The sequence below is a fragment of the Paenibacillus auburnensis genome (assembly GCF_927798115.1).
In the GTDB taxonomy this organism is placed as follows: Bacteria; Bacillota; Bacilli; order Paenibacillales; family Paenibacillaceae; genus Paenibacillus_AQ; species Paenibacillus_AQ auburnensis.
The window spans coordinates 120,061-139,101 of sequence record NZ_CAKMMG010000003.1; the positions used below are offsets into that span (position 1 = coordinate 120,061).

The 19,041-nt window shown below is 48.7% G+C and carries 14 protein-coding genes and 1 pseudogene; 6 read left to right on the forward strand and 9 right to left on the reverse strand.

Features of this window, described 5'->3' with window-relative positions; translation table 11 throughout:
- The first annotated feature begins 47 nt into the window (after positions 1–47).
- Positions 48–1,230: pseudogene (locus tag L6H70_RS14570) on the forward strand (MFS transporter).
- 108 nt (positions 1,231–1,338) lie between these two features.
- On the forward strand, positions 1,339–1,611 hold the full coding sequence (locus L6H70_RS14575; protein ID WP_236334270.1) for a hypothetical protein: 273 nt from the start codon (positions 1,339–1,341) through the stop codon (positions 1,609–1,611).
- Between the two features lie 263 nt (positions 1,612–1,874).
- Here the strand turns inward: L6H70_RS14575 and L6H70_RS14580 are convergent, their stop codons facing one another.
- Positions 1,875–2,783, reverse strand: coding sequence for an ArsR/SmtB family transcription factor (locus tag L6H70_RS14580; RefSeq protein ID WP_236334710.1), 909 nt, complete (start codon positions 2,781–2,783; stop codon positions 1,875–1,877).
- 173 nt (positions 2,784–2,956) lie between these two features.
- On the opposite strand from L6H70_RS14580, the gene L6H70_RS14585 reads away from it, so the two are divergent.
- Positions 2,957–4,447, forward strand: coding sequence for a glycoside hydrolase family 43 protein (locus L6H70_RS14585; protein WP_236334272.1), 1,491 nt, complete (start codon positions 2,957–2,959; stop codon positions 4,445–4,447).
- A 125-nt stretch (positions 4,448–4,572) separates the two neighbouring features.
- Here L6H70_RS14585 and L6H70_RS14590 read toward each other — a convergent pair whose 3' ends face one another.
- The 8 genes from L6H70_RS14590 to L6H70_RS14625 form a co-directional block, all read right to left on the reverse strand.
- Positions 4,573–5,964, reverse strand: coding sequence for a PAS domain-containing sensor histidine kinase (locus tag L6H70_RS14590; RefSeq protein ID WP_236334274.1), 1,392 nt, complete (start codon positions 5,962–5,964; stop codon positions 4,573–4,575).
- A gap of 121 nt (positions 5,965–6,085) precedes the next feature.
- Complete coding sequence (locus L6H70_RS14595) at positions 6,086–6,232, reverse strand: hypothetical protein (RefSeq protein ID WP_236334276.1); 147 nt, start codon at positions 6,230–6,232, stop codon at positions 6,086–6,088.
- Positions 6,233–6,326: 94 nt separating this feature from the next.
- Positions 6,327–7,262, reverse strand: a complete 936-nt coding sequence (locus tag L6H70_RS14600) for a glycoside hydrolase family 43 protein (protein ID WP_236334278.1) — start codon at positions 7,260–7,262, stop codon at positions 6,327–6,329.
- 35 nt (positions 7,263–7,297) lie between these two features.
- Positions 7,298–9,682 (reverse strand): alpha-L-arabinofuranosidase C-terminal domain-containing protein, encoded by a 2,385-nt coding sequence (locus L6H70_RS14605; RefSeq protein ID WP_236334280.1) that lies wholly within the window; start codon positions 9,680–9,682, stop codon positions 7,298–7,300.
- Positions 9,683–9,988: 306 nt separating this feature from the next.
- Positions 9,989–11,059 (reverse strand): SGNH/GDSL hydrolase family protein, encoded by a 1,071-nt coding sequence (locus L6H70_RS14610; RefSeq protein WP_236334282.1) that lies wholly within the window; start codon positions 11,057–11,059, stop codon positions 9,989–9,991.
- Positions 11,060–11,268: 209 nt separating this feature from the next.
- Positions 11,269–12,171 carry a carbohydrate ABC transporter permease gene (locus L6H70_RS14615; RefSeq protein WP_236334284.1) on the reverse strand — a complete coding sequence of 301 codons (903 nt, stop codon included), beginning with the start codon at positions 12,169–12,171 and terminating at the stop codon, positions 11,269–11,271.
- Positions 12,168–13,049, reverse strand: coding sequence for a carbohydrate ABC transporter permease (locus tag L6H70_RS14620; protein WP_236334286.1), 882 nt, complete (start codon positions 13,047–13,049; stop codon positions 12,168–12,170). The genes L6H70_RS14615 and L6H70_RS14620 overlap by 4 nt, the downstream gene beginning before the upstream one ends.
- Before the next feature lie 88 nt (positions 13,050–13,137).
- Positions 13,138–14,505 carry an ABC transporter substrate-binding protein gene (locus L6H70_RS14625; protein WP_236334288.1) on the reverse strand — a complete coding sequence of 456 codons (1,368 nt, stop codon included), beginning with the start codon at positions 14,503–14,505 and terminating at the stop codon, positions 13,138–13,140.
- A gap of 149 nt (positions 14,506–14,654) precedes the next feature.
- Between L6H70_RS14625 and L6H70_RS14630 the strand changes: the two genes are divergently transcribed.
- Genes L6H70_RS14630 through L6H70_RS14640 form a run of 3 tightly spaced genes read left to right on the forward strand, consistent with a single transcriptional unit; the run spans position 14,655 to position 19,022 of the window.
- Positions 14,655–16,454: a cache domain-containing sensor histidine kinase gene (locus L6H70_RS14630; protein ID WP_236334290.1), complete on the forward strand. Its 1,800-nt coding sequence runs from the start codon at positions 14,655–14,657 to the stop codon at positions 16,452–16,454.
- Between the two features lie 14 nt (positions 16,455–16,468).
- Positions 16,469–18,049, forward strand: a complete 1,581-nt coding sequence (locus L6H70_RS14635) for a response regulator (RefSeq protein ID WP_236334292.1) — start codon at positions 16,469–16,471, stop codon at positions 18,047–18,049.
- Complete coding sequence (locus tag L6H70_RS14640; protein WP_236334294.1) at positions 18,030–19,022, forward strand: AraC family transcriptional regulator; 993 nt, start codon at positions 18,030–18,032, stop codon at positions 19,020–19,022. Before L6H70_RS14635 ends, L6H70_RS14640 begins: the two co-directional genes overlap by 20 nt.
- Positions 19,023–19,041 lie beyond the last annotated feature (19 nt).

Sequence of the window (19,041 nt, forward strand, 5' to 3'; positions counted from 1 at the left end):
GTTCAATAATCTTTGAACTATAGAACTAAATGAGAAGGGTGAATAAAATGTTTAAATTAACAACCTTATTTTTCCTCATCATGTTTGTGATCGGCACAGATACGTTTTTGATTTCTCCGCTTATCCCAACGCTACAATCTTTGTTCCATATTCCGACCGAATATTCGGGTTGGATGGTAGGATCTTATGCACTAGGCTATGCCCTATTTGCCCTGATTGCCGGCCCGCTTTCCGATGGTTGGGACCGCAAAAAGGTTATGCTTTCCGGCATGGTCTGCTTCTCGATTTCGACTATGTTTTGCGGCTTAGCCACAGGATTTTGGTCGATGTTCTTATTCCGCTTTTTAGCTGGCGTTAGTGCAGCATTCACAGCTCCTCAAGTTTGGGCCTCGATTCCTGCTCTGTTCCCAGCACAAAAAATTGCTAAAGTATCAGGAATCGTCATGGCAGGCTTGGCTGCCTCTCAAGCGTTTGGTATCCCTATTGGAAGTCTGCTTGCCTCCATCCATTGGTCTTATCCTTTTTTTACAATCGGGATATGTGCATTATTGGTGGCGTTATTCATTTTCTATGTTTTGCATGAAATGAAACCGAATCAAGCTCCACAGGCCAAGACTCCGATTTTCAGCAGATACCTCCCACTATTGAATAGCCGAACTGCGAGAAGGGCTTTTTTCGCTCATTTTTTATTTCAATGCGGATTCTTTGCTGCCTTTTCGTTCATAGGAAAATGGGGGGCAGATCGCTTTCATCTTTCCATTGATCAAGCGGGGTATATGATGTTTTTTCTTGGTCTCGGGAATATAGCTGGCAGCTTATGCGGTGCCAACGTGATCAAAGCTTTAAACCGTTTTAATACGCTGGTTGTGGGCTTTCTTGTCTCAATCGTATGTTTCATTGTTCTGCCTCACTTGCCATCGGTTTCGGCTTTCGAAAGTGTTTACTTTTTCGTATTCATGAACATGGGGGTCGCTTTTCCATTAATATTGGGTATGCTGAATTCATTAAATCCAGCCATCCGCGGCACGATCTCCAGCTTAGCCAATTCGATCATGTACGCTGCGACAACGCTCGGTTCTTGGATTGCAGGTCTGATTTACGCGGCTTTTAATGGTTTTTATGCAGTAAGCATTTTTGCGGCTATTTGCTTTGCCGGTTCGTTGTTATCTTTTATTTTCAGCGGTATTTTTGGCAAGGGAAGGGAAAACAAAGAATGAATTTGCATCATAAATGCATTGGAGCTGTTCTCAGCGCTACTGATAAAGCTTCAACTGGAAGGATGTTACAAGATTCCGTTTGTTGATGTATGAGGCCGGCTTTCGCGCATAGTTCTCTAAGATGAGACGCACACTATTAGGGCAAAGCAGCCGAGATAATATACTTATGCCCTTTGGCAAAATCATTCAAGAAAAAGATGAGGAGGCACAAGTAATGTCCAATAAAAAAAGTTACTATGCATTTGAGGAGCCGCTTGGCACCATCATTGAATTTCAAGCAACAAGCTTACAACAGGCTATGGTGATTAAAAAGAAGAAGGCACAAGAAATGGGAATTCCTAAAGAGGCTTTTGAACTTACAACCATACGCAAGAAACCAACCCAGAGCGCATGAGCCTTAATCGAATGGCTTCCTCATACATGCATTAAGCAATTGCGATTTCATCGTAAATGTCAATCTGCCGGGCATTCGGCATCATTGTTATTCTGGGTCATGGTAAGCTCGGACTTCATCTCGTCCAAGCTTACCGCTGGTTTCGCCCGGCCAATCGATTGATTACTCCGAATCCAAAATAAACCGGTTCCATTTGATCTGCCAGGCGACGTCATTGACCGGCCCTTCCGGCAGCGTCCACTCCTCAAATGGAGGCGCATCCTTCAATAACTCAGATGCACACGGATTACAATGTCTTGATCGTGATTACCGAATCCGGAGCCATAGAGTGTCAATCCCCCTACGTTTACTGCATGCTCATCGACCGCAAAACGCAGCGTCCAGAACGGTTCCCCCAGCCTGATATCCGCGAGGGTTACCCCTGACATCGGCTCTCCATCCATAAATGTACCTGATGCATCAATACGAATCGTCTTTAATAATCCGTATTGATTCACATTCCGATGCCACCATTCAGGAGTCAATTTCCCGCGTGCTGCTCTTCCGAAATCAGCTGGACTTGTCCAGGTGCCGAGGGAAACCCCGTTGAAGGTAAACTCAATATCCGACGGCCAATAATCTCTTAACCCGGGAGCCTCCGAGGCTATCTCTACCGAAATTTCGATGGCTTCTGCCGTCTGATCGGCAAGCAGATAGTTAGGCATTTTGTATTCGACATAACCCCATCCAAACCATAGAATGGCAGCGTGAACCCGCTCGGGGTCAAGAAAGTAACGCGGGTCGTCCCAAACTCCAATTTCTTTCTCCCGTGTACCAAGCCCGCAGGTAGGGTGAACTTCAAAGGCGGTGTAATGGCCGACTGAAATGCTTTGCTCCCTGAGCTTGGCGGATTGTCCGGCAGAAGGCAGCTCAATCTCGACGGCCTTCTTTTTTAGAAAGCACATTTTGTGCGTCCCCCCGTTCAATCTTACCCTGTGGCTTCCAACGAGCCCGGCTTGTTCGAGTTTCCGGATGTGCATGGTGACAATCGAAGGGCTGAGTTTTAGATGATCCGCAATATCCTTCACATTCATCTCGTTATCGGCAATAAGACTCATGATTTCCCATCTGACTTCACTTGCTAACGCTTCATATAACGGCATAAACCTTGGTTCCCTGTTCGCTTTGATGATCATCATAATCTCCCGGATTCATTTATTGAAATCACATATATATGAATTGATTAGAAATAACCTGAGGCTTCAAGTCTAATCCATTGCAAGAAATTAGACAATGGTGTTTAATTTCTTTAGCTGTTGATCAACTTAGATTTATATATGTGTGAATTTATGAAAGAGGTGGATAGATGAAGTACAACAACCCGGTCATCAAAGGATTTTATCCTGACCCCAGTGTATGTAAAGCAGGAGATACCTATTATCTCGTTTGCAGTTCATTTCAATACTTTCCCGGCGTTCCGGTCTTTGAGAGCAAAGATCTGATTAACTGGAAGCAAATCGGTCATTGTCTGACCAGGGAGAGTCAGATTCAGCTCGGTAATGTGAACAGCTCGGGCGGTGTGTTCGCGCCCACGATCCGGCACAACAACGGAAGATTCTACATGACTACAACAAACGAAACCGGTCATCAAAATTTCTATGTATGGACTGACGATATTTACGGTGAATGGTCTGAAGCAATCCCAGTGGATCAGGGGGGAATCGATCCTGATTTGTATTTTGAAGACGGAAAGGCCTTTTTCATGAGCAACGGGACAGACGATAACGGCATCGGCGGTATCGTCCAGTGTGAGATTGACATTGAAACAGGCGCCAAACTGTCGCCAAGCCGTTCCATATGGCAAGGGGTAGGCGGACGTTATCTGGAAAGCCCTCATATGTATAAAATTGATGGCCGGTATTACCTGATGGCGGCTGAAGGCGGAACGGAATACGGCCATATGGTCATTTATGCGCGCGGAGAGTCAGTTTCCGGCCCGTTCGAAGCCTATCCGGACAATCCCGTACTGACCAACCGCAATCTGGGCGGTTATGAGCTTCAGGGGGTTGGCCATGGCGATCTAATTCAAGATAATGATGGAAACTGGTGGATGCTGCATTTGGGCTTCCGGCAAACCGGCCGCTGGCTTACCTACCATCATCTGGGGCGTGAAGTGTTCCTTACACCGGTTACATTTGGCGGGGACGGCTGGTTCACAGCGGGACATAACGGCACAACACTTACGTGCTTTGAGACCGACCGCATCTCCAGCCAGGTCATTCAGCAGGAAAAGACGAGTTTCACTTTCCAGAACACCGATTGGAATCTGGACTGGTGCTATCTCCGTCATCCTGTTACCGCGAATTACCTGTTGGAACAAGATAAAGTAACGCTAAAAGGAACCGCAGTGACCCTGGATATTCCGGAATCGCCGACCTTTATCGGCCTTCGTCAAAGAGACTTCAACGCGGAAATTTCTTGCGAAGTCAGCCTTACCGGCGGTGAAGCCGGCATCACGCTCTACATGGATGAGAATCATCATTATGATTTGGCTATACGTAAAACTGCGGCCGGGTATGAAGCTATTGAGCGGCTGAATATCGGTGATATTAAATCGGTGGAGGCTGAAGCAGGTCTCGGAAGCGACAACCATGTTACTCTGATCATCCGGGCAAGCCATGAGCACTACACCTTCCTCATTCACGGGAACGGCAAGGAGACCCTATTGGGTACTGCACAGACCCGGTATCTTTCCTCTGAAGTTGCAGGCGGATTTACAGGCGTACTCATCGGTTTATATGCCTATGGGGAAGGCTCTACGGCTGAATTCTCCAACTTTAAGTGTGAGTATCTTTAAGATATCCATTGAAAAAGACACAGGCGGTACGAAGCAAAGGATTCTCCTGCTTCGTACCGCCTGTGTTTTAATATCGCCGCTTATCGCAATTAATAGAACAACTCACTAAATATGTATATGAATTCTTAAAGCACAGGCAACGTAATCTCTACAATCGTTCCAGACGGTGTGTTCGCCTTGAATAGCAAGGTACCCTTGTGATTGTTGATAATTTTCCTGCTGATCATTACCCCAAGCCCGTTGCCCTCCGATTTGGTCGTAAAGAAAGGTAGGCCAATCCGGTTTAGGACCTCATTCGGTATGCCCTGCCCCGTATCGGCGATTCGAATAACTCCAGTATCCTCCTCACGGTTCAACTCTACGGTGATCTCTGCTCCCCGCGGGCTTGCTTCAATCGCATTTTTAAGAATATTAATAAAAACCTGCTTCAGCTTGTTATCCGCACACCTAAGCGGCAGATTGGTGAGTTCCGTACGCAATACAATTTCATTGTCGGTCATATGTGCCTGGGCATTCAATAATACGACTACTTGTCTTACCAGCTGGACCAAATTACAGTCTGACTGATCAGACGGGGATTCCTTGCCCAGCAGTAGCAGCTCGCCGATAATCGAATTGATTCGATCCACCTCCGACAAAATGATCTCATGGAACTCCCTGCCCATCTTAGACTGGGCAAATAGCAGCTGGACGAATCCCCTGATACTGGTCAGCGGATTGCGGATTTCATGGGCGATACCTGCAGACAGCTCACCGATCATGGAAATACTTTCAGTGTACCGGAGATACTCTTCGGTTTTCTTTCGTTCAGTCATGTCGCGGGCGATGGAAATCACCAGCATTCGGCCATTTAGCTTAATGGGCTTCGCGCTGATCTCCACCGGAATTTGCTTCCCGTCCTTCGCAACCTGAATCCCTTCGACGAATATCCCATCTCCACTAAGAATAATCTCGAATATATTGCCGATCTCGTGCACCAGCGATCCCGCTGCAATGGAGTCAGGAGTTTTGTCCAGCAATTCCTGACGCGTATAACCCAGCATCCGGCATGCCGCCTCGTTCACGTCCAGAAGTTTCGATGGCTTACCGTCCTTATCCTGCTCATAAATGAAAATGGGATCGTTTGCTTCATTAAATAATTTATAGTATTTCAGCTCTGAGAATTTCATCTCCGTTATGTCTCTCAGAACACATATATAAGCCGTAATACGTCCTTCCGGATTTTTAATAGGAGAAATGGTTATTTTGACGCTGATCAGCTCTCCACTTCGTTTAATTCTGAAGGTATCGAGAGCAAACAGAGGCTGCCCCTGATCGATGAAAATAAACATCTGAGTAAGTTCTTCCCTCAGCTCCGGTGGGACATGCGGAAAATCATTTTCGTTCAGCTCTTGCGTGGTCCAGCCGTATAGCTCAACAAAGACCGAATTGGCGTAAATCACTTTTTTATCGGTGCCCAGAATGTAAATCGGATCCGGACTGTGCTCAACAAAAGAATACAACGAATAATGCATCATGTGGTAAACAGAGAAACCGCTCATTTAACCGCTCCCGCGACCAGTGTACTTCTCATCAATGGTAACATTTTGCACGAAGCAAATCTGTGATATAAAATAGGCAAAATGTCAAGAAGGATCATTAAAACCACTTTTTCCAAATGTCATACCAAAAACCGCTTCCCCGTAAATAAGAGAAAGCGGCAGCTTTGTAATCCGAAAACCGGGTTAACGGGGTAACGAACCGGTGATAGGCAATCCAATATTGCCCGGTATCCGGATCACTCATAATCGAATGGTGGTCGATGCCGAGCATATCCTTGTCTATATTTTTGCTGAGAACCGGATAACGTCAGGAAATCAGCGAATTGTCCCGGCAGCACCTAATCCCCGTCCCCGTAAACCGCCAGAAGCCGGCTGCACTCCCCGGCGGTAATCGGGAGAACCCCGCCGTGGCGCTTTTTGTTTTTGCCTAAGTCAAACTCCCCGTCCGCAAGCACCCGGAAATCGCCGCTCGTAAGGTCGGACGTCAGCAAGGGAAGATAACCCTTCCCTTCCGCATAGCGGTCCACAATCAGACACCATTCTTCACGGCCGCCCAGCTTGAAGATTTCCGGACCTTCGACACCCATGATGGCCTCCAGCACAGGTGCGCTTACGAAGCTGAAGGCGTCTTTATCCAGCGAAGAGCCTTGTTCCACCCGGATATTCTTGGTCGTTTCATCCTTGGAGAAACGGTAATACCTGCCGCCATCTGCAATAATCGTTGTATCAATGATATGATTGTCGCGCTCAATATACTTCTCTGCAGCCGTAAACTTCCGGAAATCCTTCGTACGCGCACTGTAAATTTTATGTTTCCGTTCGTTCTCGTGCGGCTCACGGGTAGCAGAAGCCCAGAAGACCAGAAACTCTTCTGCAGTCTCGTCGTAGACTGCCTCAGGCGCCCAGACGCATCCGGCGCCTTCCACACCAACGGTGACTGGCCAAGGTTCAGACCAGTTCACCAGATCCCCGGATTCCCAGACGATCATGTCGCGGCTTCCGGCGTCCACCGCCGCACCCCAGCCCTTGCCGCTGGCGATACGCAGATCCGTTGCGATCAAATAGAACTTGTCTTCCCTAGGCGAACGGATGATAAAAGGATCTCTTACACCCTTTTCCCCCAGCTCAGAACGCAGAACCGGCAGACCCCCGTTCAGATCCTTCCAGTGCAGGCCGTCCTCACTGTAGGAGAAATAGACCTGTTCACCATCTGGCTGCTCACCGATAAAATGAACTAAAAGATAACCGGAGTAGGTTGGTTTCGATTGGGACAAAGTAAGCCCTCCTTACAGGTATTATGAATGCTGTATTATGAATGCTGTATTCTGAACACAGTGACAGAATGCCCGGGGAAGTCATAATCGAAGCAGTTCCCTTCAAAGGTTATAGTCCGGCTGGAAGGACTGACCTTCTGCGGATCAGCGAAGCTGTTCTCTGCATTCAGCTCGATCCCGGACAGTTCATGCACTTCGGCCTTATTCGAGGCAGCACTCAGCTCCTTCAGCTCGATCCGGGCAGAAAGCGGAGTATCCAGCACATTTACCGCTTTGACGATGACATCTCCGGATGAATCCTCCAGGCTTGCCGTATAGTACAGCGGCTGAATTTCAGGAAGGAGGTCTTCTGCCTGGTTGATTATAGTGCCATTGATCGACGCGGTGATCAGACGGCCCGAAATGTGCAGCTCCAGCTCATAATCGGTGTCATTCTCCACAGAGAACAGGCTCTGGGTCAGGCATGAGCTCCGGCCGTCAACAACAGCACTCAATGTACTGTCCTGATTCTGCCAGCCGCCGATTTCCCAGTTCAGCCGGTTGCCTTCATCCTGCATGCCAAAATAAATCAGGAATCCTCGTACGCCGCCTGTTTTTCTGGCTGTCCATTTGAGTGTGTAGTCCCGTAAGTCGGTTTCACCCAGCAGGAAGGAGCGGAGTTCCTCCTCCTTGCTGACGGCCCCCTCAATATCGTTCAGTTCAACTGACTCTCCAATCACTTGTTGCTCCCCTGTAAGGTTATTCGTCAGCGTAATGTTCCGGTAGGAGACAGCCGACTTCTCGGCAGCGAGCACCATACGTCCCTTTACAGTTTCCTGAGAAGCTTCAGGCTTTTCCGGCAGATTCTCGGCATCGATATACAGAAGCCGGTCTCCCTGATGGTTCATGAACAGCTTCTGGACATAGTAATTCGGTGTACCGAAGACCTGGTGGTTATCAAACCAGATCATATCCGGCTTCCAGTTGACATAGCCGACATTGCAGAGCATCGGGGCGTAGCAGGCTAAGCCGACCGCATGGGCGTTCTGCTCCAGCCGGGTCATGAAAGCAGCCTCCACCAGGGCATTGTAATAGGTGTTCCCCCAGGAAGCGTATTCACCAAGAAAAACCTTGGGTTCATCGGCCTTGAAATGGTCGTACCGGTCCATGTTTGCGAGGAACCATTCCGGTGACTGGTAAAAGTGTTCGTCTACAAGATCCGATCCGTGCTCCCTAGCCGAGGTCCAGCCCCGCTCATATTCGCCGCCTGCAGCGAACGGTCCGCTGCTGTTAATCACCTGAATATCCGGGTATAGTTCCTTAATCGCCTTATGGAAATAAGGGTAACGCTCGAAGAACGGCTCTCCAACCTCCTCGTTGCCGATCGCAATATACTCGAGTCCGAAGGGCTCGGTATGGCCGAGTGAGCTGCGGATCCCGCCCCATTTTGTTGAAGCGTCGCCTCTGGCGAACTCAATAAGATCAAGCGCATCCTGAATCCAGGGACCGAGCTCGTCAATGGGCACGATGCGTCCGTGGTGAGGGTCGTAGCCTCCAGGCAATACTGGAATGGCTTTGGCACCGATGTCCTCACAGAACTGGAAGTATTCGTAGTAACCGAGGCCCAGCGTCTGATTATACCCCCAGTTATTGCGCCGCGCCGGGCGGGAAGCGATCTCACCGATCGTATTCTTCCAACGGTACATTGAATTCCGGTCATCCGGGTTTAGTGAACCGTCATGAACTAGACAGCCGCCGGGAAAACGCATAAATTTGGGCTTCAGATCTGCAAGCATAACGGCAATGTCCTCACGCAGCCCGTTACGGCGTCCACGATAGGTCTTCTCTGGAAACAGTGACACCCTATCGATCTCCAGTCTTCCTAGTCCGCCGGCCAGGATCACCAGCCTGCAGGCGGTGTCGGTAAATCCAGCCGTGAGAACCGTCTCATACTTCTGCCAATCCGCAGAATCCGCAATGATTTCCGCAGAAGCGCATACTGCTCCATTAGCCCCCTCCAAAAGCACACGCACAGGTGTGGTGAAGCTATCACTGCGCCGCATACACACTGAAAAGAGGTACTTCTCGTCTTCTTTGACAGCGATGCCTGTGTTGAAGCCTGCATTGGATAGCCCGACTCCCTCACCCGGCTCCTGAATATCGATCACCGCATAATGCGGATTAGCAGGATGAAACGGAGTTGCGCTCTCCACGCTTAAGCCGGCACGGCCACCCCCGCGCTCAACCTTCTCCCAGGCGGTCAAAGAATGGTAATCCTGATGGTCAATCGGATCAAATTCAAAGGAGCGGTTCTGGATCAGCTCCGCATACAGTCCTCCGTCCGCTGCATGATTTAAATCTTCAAAGAAAATCCCGAACAAATCCCCAAGCTGTGCCCCTGTCTCATGTGTATACACATTCAGCTTCGCTTTAGTCGCCATTGGTCTGGTCCTCTCATTAGGAATTTCACCTTAATTAATATTTACATTAATATATTAGTAATATCATTAACATTATAGTCAGGGGAAGCAGATTGAGTCAATGCTATATTCTTTTAAAACCTGTTGATTTATCTTGTGATCCGATTGGAAGCTATTTCAAAGTTTTTTATTTTGTTAATATATATATTAACTATTGTTTCTATTTTCAAAATTCCTTACCATGAAGGACTTCACAAGACTTCCTTGGAAACGAAAAGAAAACAAAAAGCAACTCATCCGCAGACGAGTCGCTTTGATGAAACCCAATCACCAATTCATAAGCTTTCTGATTTGAGCAGTCAGCTGACTGGCCGCTTTCCGGTGTGTGGCCTTAGACGGGTGGAAATCGGCGGCATAGCCGTCAGCTGCCAGCTGCTCGTCAAACTTCATTGCTGTTATATTGCTATCACCTGTTTCCCGGCTGTACACGCTAACAGCTTGTTCAACATAAGGATACAGCCGATCCCCCATAATTCCCAGCGTACACAAAATGGGGGCCTGTGGATTGTTGCGTCTGACCATTTTAAGAAACTCAACATACTCCCGAGCATATTCTGCCTGCTTACCGGTATCCTCTTTCGTGTAGGAATCATCGTTTGTTCCGAGGTTAATGACAATCAGATCAGGTACGAACCTGTTGAAATCCCAAGCTATTTCTTGGGGTACCAATGTATCGTCCAATCTCCCCTCGGATTTGCCCACTTTTTCATAGTAGTCGGGAAGAAGATGGGTGGTCAGCTTTTGATCATTTTCCGTATAGCCTGTAATGATGCCGTATCCGCTGTATGAAACCATGCTATAGTCGGCTTGAAGCTGCTGGGCTGTCAGGAACGCATACGCTTTCGTGACATCTTCTGTAGCTGTGGAAAAAGAGTGCAGCTCATGCTCATCATCCACGCCATAGCCGCAGGTAATGGAATCGCCGATGAATTCAATCGTATGTAATTGGGGCGGGGCAGGCTTAATGCCATCTGCAGCATCGACTGTGATCTCTTGAATCCCAACCGTTGACATCGCCGCTTCTGATAATTTAATTACCGAAACCGTAACCTCCTGCTCCATATCGCTTTCAAACACAGTATACGATTTCAAAGGCTGATCCATTTGATCGTCAATAACCCGTTTTCCGTTTACGCTGATGCCAATACGGGTCAGGTTATTGCCGGTTGAGGCAATAGCATCACCTTGTAATGTAATCTCCGCTTTCTTTCCATAGAATGAGAATTCCACACCGCCGCCTGAGAGCGCCAGCCACAGTACATCCTTATAGTAGTGGGTCCGCCCGATGATTTTGACATGATCCTCTGTTGCTTTAAATACCCTGGTTGTTTCCGGCATCTTTAAACCTACCTTCCTTTTCGGCTTCTATAGTTATTAAGCATTAATAGCAATGTACTCCCAAAGCCAGCTTATTGGCAAGCTTAGGCAACAACAAATTCCTGTACCGGTCTATAGCGGAAGTTCAGGATACGGTACAAAAAAAAGAAGCTACGCATAGATACGCAGCTTCTTTTTTGATATCTTCCCGGGTTTCGGGGGTTCCCTTATTACCCCTTAACCGAACCTACCGTTAGTCCCCCCACAAAATACTTCTGCAGGAACGAGAATGCAACCAGCAATGGCAGTGCACACAGCATACACGCTGCGAACAGCACATTCCATTGGGTAGGATTCTGCTGATCTCCCATAAAGCCGAGCATAGCGAGTGGCAGCGGAGACTGTGAAGACTTGGAAATAAAGGTCATATTGAAAAAATAATCATTCCAGATCCAGATGCCCTGGGTGATGATGACCGATACCGTAACCGGAATCAGCAGCGGGAATACGACCGTCCAGAAACGGCGCAAGAGCCCGGCACCGTCAATATGTGCAGCTTCCTCCACCTCTTCCGGGACACCACTGCGGATAAAGCCCGTGTACAGGAAGGTAGAGAACGGCAGACTGCAGGTTACGAACATCAGGATCGGCGTATACTGCGTGCTGGGAATCCCCAGACCGTTGATCATTTGGACGATTGGAATCAGCACCATTTGTCCCGGTACAACCAGGCCGGCCAGGAAAAAGAGATATAGAAACTGGCTCCATCTGCTGCGGATCCGGGCCATCGGATAAGATGCCATAGCAGCGAAGATGACCACGAGCACCACGGAAATGGTGGTCAGCACCACACTGTTGAGCAGGGCGGAACCAAAATGCATCCGCTCATAAGCCGTCCGGTAGCTCGCGAAGGAAATTTCATTGAATAAATTCAGCGGATTCGAATTATTGTCCGGAGACCGCAGTGAGGTGGACAGCACAATCACCAGCGGAATCAGATTGAGGATCATAATCACGATGACAAGCAGCTGAACCAGTGTCTTTTTGAGCAGTGCTCCAGTTTTGACAGATTTCCGCGCGTTTAAGGCAGGCTCAGGCTGCAGCATTTTTCCGGCTGTTGTTCCACTACTCATGCCGACACCTCTTTTCGGTTCATCAGCAGTACCGACACAGCAGTAACTGCGATAATTAAAACGAAGGAAATGATACCAAGCGCTGAAGCCTTGCCAAACATCTGCTCCGTAAACGCCATTTTATAAATTGAATAAATCAGGGTGTTAGTCGAAGTTCCCGGACCTCCATTGGTCATAATAAACGGGAAATCGAAGGCCTTCAGCCCGTTGATCAGGCTTAGCGTTGTGTTGATGGTTATTGATGTGGCGAGCAGCGGGAGCTTCACATATCGCAACAGCTTCCAGCCGCCGCAGCCGTCAATCCGTCCAGCCTCCAGCAGATCATTCGGAACCGTCTGCAGCCCGGCCAGGAAGATAATCATTGTGGTGCCGACGTTTTTCCAGATTTCTACGAAAATGATAGAATACAGCGCTGTAGAATAGCTGCCCAGGAAGTTTAGGTTATCGTTCGGAATCCCGAGCTTATCGAGGAACGTAGCAATCATCCCGCTGTCCGGCATATAGACATAGCTCCAGATGAAGCCGACTACGATGGCACTGAACAAGGTCGGAATGTAGGAGATGGAGCGGTAGAAGCCCTTCCCCCGGATCTTCATGTTCAACAGCAGCGCCAGACCGAGTCCGATCAGATTGCCTGCCACTACACTGACTACAGTATAAATGAGCGTATTGCTAATGGAGTTACCCAGTGTCCCTCCGCTAAACAAATCCTTATAATTGTCGAAGCCGATATAATTGAAGGATTGGGCATACCCGTTATAATCGGTCACGCTGTACTGAAACAGCTTCGTGATCGGAAAAATCCAGAAAGTCAGATAAAAGAGCAGCGCCGGCACCGCGAAAAAGTACATCGTTTTTTTCATTACAGTTGATTTCATCTCTGTCTTACCCTCCTGTCCAAAACTGTTCCGCCGCCCCGCTGTCTAGATATCCAGAGCGGACGAAACAATTCTCATATATGCCGAATTAGTTCTTCCATAATTCCTTGAATTTCTTATCCATTGCCTGTGTAACCTGCTCTGGAGTTGTCTTCCGTCCGCCGATAATTTCGGCGAAATTAGCTTCCATTTCTTCAGCCACACCGGTTGGCCACATCTGGTTCGGGAAGTACACGGACTTTCCGTTATTCAGATAGGAGTCGTTAACCTCTTTGAAGAGATCATGGTTCAGCGGCACGCCACTATATACACTGATCGAGTTATTGGATTCGGTCCAGGCCTTGAACAGATCGGACTGGCCGTCGAACAGATAGTTCATCACTTCCTTGGCGATATCCAGATTCTCCGATTTGGCATTTAGTGCGAATCCTGCAGCGGTTGCAGCGGATACATAGGTAGGCTGTCCGGCTTCATTCGCCGGCAGGGAGAAGAATCCGCGGGTAAAGTCAGCTGCACCCTTAGCCGTTAATGTAGCGTAATCCCACGTTCCGTCGAATATCATCCCTGCTTTGCCGTCGACAAATAGCTGTGCGGCCTGGGCGCTTCCAAGTCCCAGTGAATTCTTAACTACATAACCTTTGTCGTACAATTCTTTCATCTTGGAGATGGTATCGACCCATTTCGGATCGGTCAGCGATTTCTCTCCCGCTTGAAGTTTGCTGTCAAAATCCATTTCATCCGGGTACACCACATTCGCTGCGATTTGATACATTCCGAACTGCAGGAACCACGGGTCCTTGTCGGCCACCGAAATCGGTGTAATGCCCGCATCCTTCAGCTTCTGGCAGGCTTCCAGGAACGAAGTCCAATCCTGCGGCATCTCCGTAATTCCTGCCTGCTTGAACAATTCCTGGTTATAATAGACACCCAGGTAATCCAGGCCGCCAGCGATTCCATAAGGCTTACCCTCATACGACATATCATCCTTTGCGCCTTGGCTGATCTTATCCCAGAAGGTCAGGTCGGACAGATCGGCGGCATACCCTGCCTTGGCCATATCCAGCACGCCAAGTGATGCATTTCTCGGGAAGACCCAGAAGATATCCGGCCCTTGGCCAGAAGCGAGCTTGGTACGGATAGAAGTGAAGTACTGTTCATCCGGAAGCTTTGAGGTTTCCAGGGTAACATTCGGGAATTTCTCCTTGACGAGCTTAGGCATAATATCAAGTGCAAAGTCCTGCCCGTCCGGCGCTTTGGTACCGGATACCATCATCGTGAGTGTTACCTTTTTGGCGCCGGCTGTTGTATCCGCAGCGGCTGAAGCTTCCGGGGCATTGGTAGCGTTGGCACTGTTAGCTGCAGTATTAGCATTGTTTCCCGATCCGCAGCCGGCAAGAAGAGTAAACATCAACGCCAGCAGCATGGCTCCAGTACGTTTTTTTGTCCGCGTTTTCATTAAATAACCTCCCTATTGTTCTATGCTTCTAATTTCCGGCAGCCATTCTGTAAGGTGGCTGTATTGATATCTTAATCGTGAAAGCGGTATAATTACTTTTGCATTTAGGGTGCACTATTTTACGGCCAGCTAAATCGGAGGAAACGAGCATGAAATTTGTCAGTATCAAAACAAAACTTTTTCTGGCGCTGGTCCTGGTCTCCGTGATTCCGATTGTAATCGTCACTTATAATTCCTATCAGAGCTATACCGATTTGGTCAACCAGCAAACCTCACTTGTTGCCTCCAACACCGTTCATAATACCGTTCAGGGCATAGAAGATATTTTCGGAAATATTGAGCGCATCTCGCTAACCATTCAGCAGCAGTCGTCCAGTGCAACCGCATACAGTACAGTAAGTGATGAATTGAAGAAGCTGGCCGTCACCAGCGATTCCTACGATATTTTTATTATACAGAACAAGCTGAAGCTGATTTTCGAGAATTTGCTGCTCAGTTATGATTATATTAACGGGATTTATCTTTTCTCTCCTGACGGCAAGAACATTAGCTACGGCAGTACGGCTGAGCTTCAGGTGGACTACGTCCCGTTCCAGGATGACTGGTATCAAAAGACCATTGCCAGCAAAGGCCAGCTCTACATCGGCGACCCCGGCGTAAAGCCTTATATTATCAACTCTGAACCTTCTATTCTCTTTTCCCGTGCACTATACGATATGAAGACACAAGAGTTCCTTGGCGTATTCATGCTGGACTGCAGCCTGGATATCTTTAAGGGACTCAATCAGGATGCCGTTCCTAACATGAGCTATTTTGTCCTGGCGAATGACGAAGGCAACATTATCTATGACAGCACCGGTAAAAACATCGACACCCGGCTGCCTGAAACCTTAACCCGCAGAACGATGGCCATGCAGAGTAATGAGCTGGAATTTTACAGCGGGGACATTTTGACCGTGATCCAGCGGCTGCCCGTCTATCATTGGTCGGTCATCGCCAATATATCGCTAAGTGAGCTATATGAGAAATACGGGATATCCCGGAAACTGATCGTGTACATCTCCCTTACCTGTGCCGTCATTTTCATTCTGCTCTCTGTCCTGCTCTCCAACTGGATTACTAAACCAATCACACACCTTGCCAAAATCATGCGCAAAAATAAATCACAAAAGTTCATTACGACGGATATCGAGCCCCAGCGGACCGACGAAATCGGCTTCCTGTATAACGAATACAACAAAATGATGAAGGACATCGACACCTTTGTCAGGGAAAGCTACCAGAATAAAATCCTGACTATGGACTCGCAAATGAAAGCGCTCGAAGCCCAGATTAACTCGCATTTTCTGTATAATACGCTCGAATCCATCAACAGTATTGCCGAAATTGAAGAGGTAGACAGCATTGCGGTGATGACCAAATCTCTGGGAGATATGTTTCGTTACAGCATTAAAACCGACAGCGAGCTGGTGCCCGCACGGGACGAGCTGCAGCATGTGGATAACTATATGTCCATCCAGCAGATCCGCTACGGCAGCAAAATCTGCTATGTCAAAGAGATAGAACCAGCTGTGCTGGAAGCAAAAATTCTCAAGCTGATTCTTCAGCCTCTAGTGGAAAATGCCGTCTACCACGGATTGGAGAACAAGAAAGGAAGCGGTTTACTCCTGCTAAAAGGCTTCCTGGAGCCTGATACCGGACGGATTATCTTTGAAATCCACGATGACGGGATCGGCATTTCCGCTGAGCGGCTGAAGGAAATTCATGAGCTGCTGGAACAGCCGCCGGAGTTCCTGGGGCTGGGCCACCGGAGCAGGCAAAGCATCGGCATTAAAAATGTGCACTCCCGCGTCGCCCTGTACTACGGCTCTGATTTTGGCCTGGCCATTGCCAGTGAACCTGATACAGGAACGACTATCACCTTGACCCTTCCCTCCAAAAACACTTGAAAAGAGGCTGAGCCATGTACAAATTCATCATTGTTGACGATGAGCCATTGATCCGCCAGGGTCTGCTGAAAAAGATCCGCGGCGTGACAGAGGAGCTCAGCTTCTGCGGGGAAGCGGATAACGGCGAGGATGCCCTGGAACTTGTCCGCACGGCGGATCCGCACCTGATCTTCACAGATATGCGGATGCCGGTGATGGACGGAAAATCACTGCTTAGGCAGCTGCAAAGCCAATATCCCGATAAAAAGATCATCGTCATCAGCGGTTACTCCGATTTCGAATATATGCAGGAGGCCATCTCCGCCCGGGTAGTCCATTATCTGCTGAAACCGTTCAGTAAGGAAGAAATTCTTGGTGCAATCTCCAAAGCGGTAACCGCCATCGAAAGTGAGCAGTCTGCCAAGGCGGAGACACAGAATATTACCAGAGAAGCTGAACAGTTAAGTCTTCTTGGAGATATGCATGCCCTGCTGCAATATGTTGCCGGGTTCTATCCTGCTCAGAACCCCCCTGTATTCCGGTCTGCTCCCATGCGAAATCTGATGTCTTCCAGCAGAATGGTTTTGCTGACCCTTTATAATCCGGAAGAGTTAGCTGCCCAGGAACCTGTCTTAGAGAGAACACATCTGTTTCTTCCCCACCCTCAGAGCAGGAAGCTGGCTTTTTCCCTCCAGCTGTGTGACGCTTCGCTAAAGGACAGCGAGGTACTGGAACTGGCTGCTTCCGAAGCCCGGAAATTAATTGCCGGCATAGGGCCGCAGGCCTGCATTGGCATTAGCACTGTGAAAAGTGCTGTGACAGAGCTCCCTCAGGCAAGAGAGGAATCCATCTCTGCACTGAACTGCCGTGCAATCGCCGATCAGGGCCAATTTTTCCACTACCATCCGGGCAGCTACCAGGCTGGGCCTGTCATGTGGGAGGGAAGCGGCGACCTGATCTTCTTCATCGAGTCGGGCAACACGGAGAAAGTAACGGAACTGGTTCACAGTTACTTTGAGTATTACCGCGGACAGCCTGCGGCGACGATTCACCAGCTCAAAGAGAACTGCCGGTACCTCATCGCTGAGGTCAAAGCTCTCGTATCAGCCTATTTCCCTACCCAGGGCGGGCAACATCCGTCTTCAAGTCTGGAAGCCGTACTTGGCATTTCATTTGATGCGGAAGAAATCCGGCATTACTTCCTGACGGTACTCACCTCCATCGCAGAATTGTTGAAGGAGCAATCGGTCTATTCTTCTCCCAATGTCATCGACAATGTGAAGGTCTATATCCGCAAAAACATAAGCTCACCGGTCACATTAGAGCATCTGTCGAGCCTGTTCTATATTAGCCCGAGCTACCTCAGTTTTCTGTTCAAAGATAAAACCGGTGAGAATCTGATTGATTACGTCAACCAAGAACGCATTGAGCGTGCCAAGCTCCTCCTGCGCACCAGTGATGATAAGATTTATAAGATCGCCAAAGCGCTCGGGATCGACAACGCCAAATACTTTTTCCGGCTGTTCAAAAAAATGACCGGCTACACACCAGAGGAGTATCGCAAGCAATGTGATAACGGAAAGGGAGGCGGAGCGGATGGATCATGCGGAGCTTGAACATTTCCTTCGCCGCCATAATGCCATAGAAGTCAAGCAGCGGCTTACCCGCCGTAACATTGAGGAATTCGGCGGCAAAGAGTTGGCCCTGCCTGAAGGGGAACGGGTTCCGCGTCTGCCGGAACACTTCTTTTTCAGCCAGGGCGATTATCATATCAGCAAGCACCACAGGTATGCAGCCATGCCGGAGCATACTCATGCATTTATCGAGCTCAATTATATGTATTCCGGCCGTTGCCGGCAGACTATAGGCGGATCCAGGGTTGAGCTGACTCAAGGACAGATCTGCCTGCTTGATACGGATGTCCCCCATTCGATCTCCAGTCTGGATGAGGATGACATTCTAATCAATATTCTCATGCGTAAGGAAACGCTGAACGCAGCCTTTCTGACCCGTCTGGGGATTGACGGGAGATTATCCGATTTTCTGGTCAATGCCCAGTCTCCTTCCGCTGCCCATAACCGGTATCTGGTCTTCCGGTCGGAGAATTGCCTGAACCTTCATCATACCCTTGCCAGCCTGATGTGCGAGTATTACGATCCCCGGGATTTCTCGGCAGATATGATAGGCGGCTATATGGTCATCGTGTTCACGGAGCTTATGCGGGTATTGAAGCAGGACTCTGCCATAAACGGCCTTCCTTATACGAACAGGGCCGATCTGCTGGGAATTCTGCAATATCTGGAGTGCAATTTCCAGGATTGCTCCCTGAAGGAGCTGGCTGCACACTTTAATTTCAATCCGAATTATCTGGGTAATCTGCTGAAGAAAAGCACCGGCAAGACCTTCGGTGAGCTGGTACAGGAGTACCGGATGGCTTATGCTGCTCTCCTGCTTACCAGCAGCGACCGCCCCATCGGAGAGATTGCCGGCGAATGCGGCTATGAGAGCCTGAGTTTTTTTCACAAAAAATTCGCCGAGCGCTACGGGCTAACCCCCCTACTCTACCGCAAAAAAAATAAAACAACCTGAGACAGCGCGGCTGCGGCTG

Bases quoted from the DNA above. Each gene is read 5' to 3' on its own strand.
- L6H70_RS14620 (WP_236334286.1), bottom strand. From the start codon at position 13,049: ATGAAATCAACTGTAATGAAAAAAACGATGTACTTTTTCGCGGTGCCG.
- L6H70_RS14630 (WP_236334290.1), top strand. From the start codon at position 14,655: ATGAAATTTGTCAGTATCAAAACAAAACTTTTTCTGGCGCTGGTCCTG.
- L6H70_RS14575 (WP_236334270.1), top strand. From the start codon at position 1,339: ATGAGACGCACACTATTAGGGCAAAGCAGCCGAGATAATATACTTATG.
- L6H70_RS14605 (WP_236334280.1), bottom strand. From the start codon at position 9,682: ATGGCGACTAAAGCGAAGCTGAATGTGTATACACATGAGACAGGGGCA.
- L6H70_RS14590 (WP_236334274.1), bottom strand. From the start codon at position 5,964: ATGATGCATTATTCGTTGTATTCTTTTGTTGAGCACAGTCCGGATCCG.
- L6H70_RS14635 (WP_236334292.1), top strand. From the start codon at position 16,469: ATGTACAAATTCATCATTGTTGACGATGAGCCATTGATCCGCCAGGGT.
- L6H70_RS14640 (WP_236334294.1), top strand. From the start codon at position 18,030: ATGGATCATGCGGAGCTTGAACATTTCCTTCGCCGCCATAATGCCATA.
- L6H70_RS14595 (WP_236334276.1), bottom strand. From the start codon at position 6,232: ATGAGTGATCCGGATACCGGGCAATATTGGATTGCCTATCACCGGTTC.
- L6H70_RS14610 (WP_236334282.1), bottom strand. From the start codon at position 11,059: ATGCCGGAAACAACCAGGGTATTTAAAGCAACAGAGGATCATGTCAAA.
- L6H70_RS14615 (WP_236334284.1), bottom strand. From the start codon at position 12,171: ATGAGTAGTGGAACAACAGCCGGAAAAATGCTGCAGCCTGAGCCTGCC.
- L6H70_RS14625 (WP_236334288.1), bottom strand. From the start codon at position 14,505: ATGAAAACGCGGACAAAAAAACGTACTGGAGCCATGCTGCTGGCGTTG.
- L6H70_RS14585 (WP_236334272.1), top strand. From the start codon at position 2,957: ATGAAGTACAACAACCCGGTCATCAAAGGATTTTATCCTGACCCCAGT.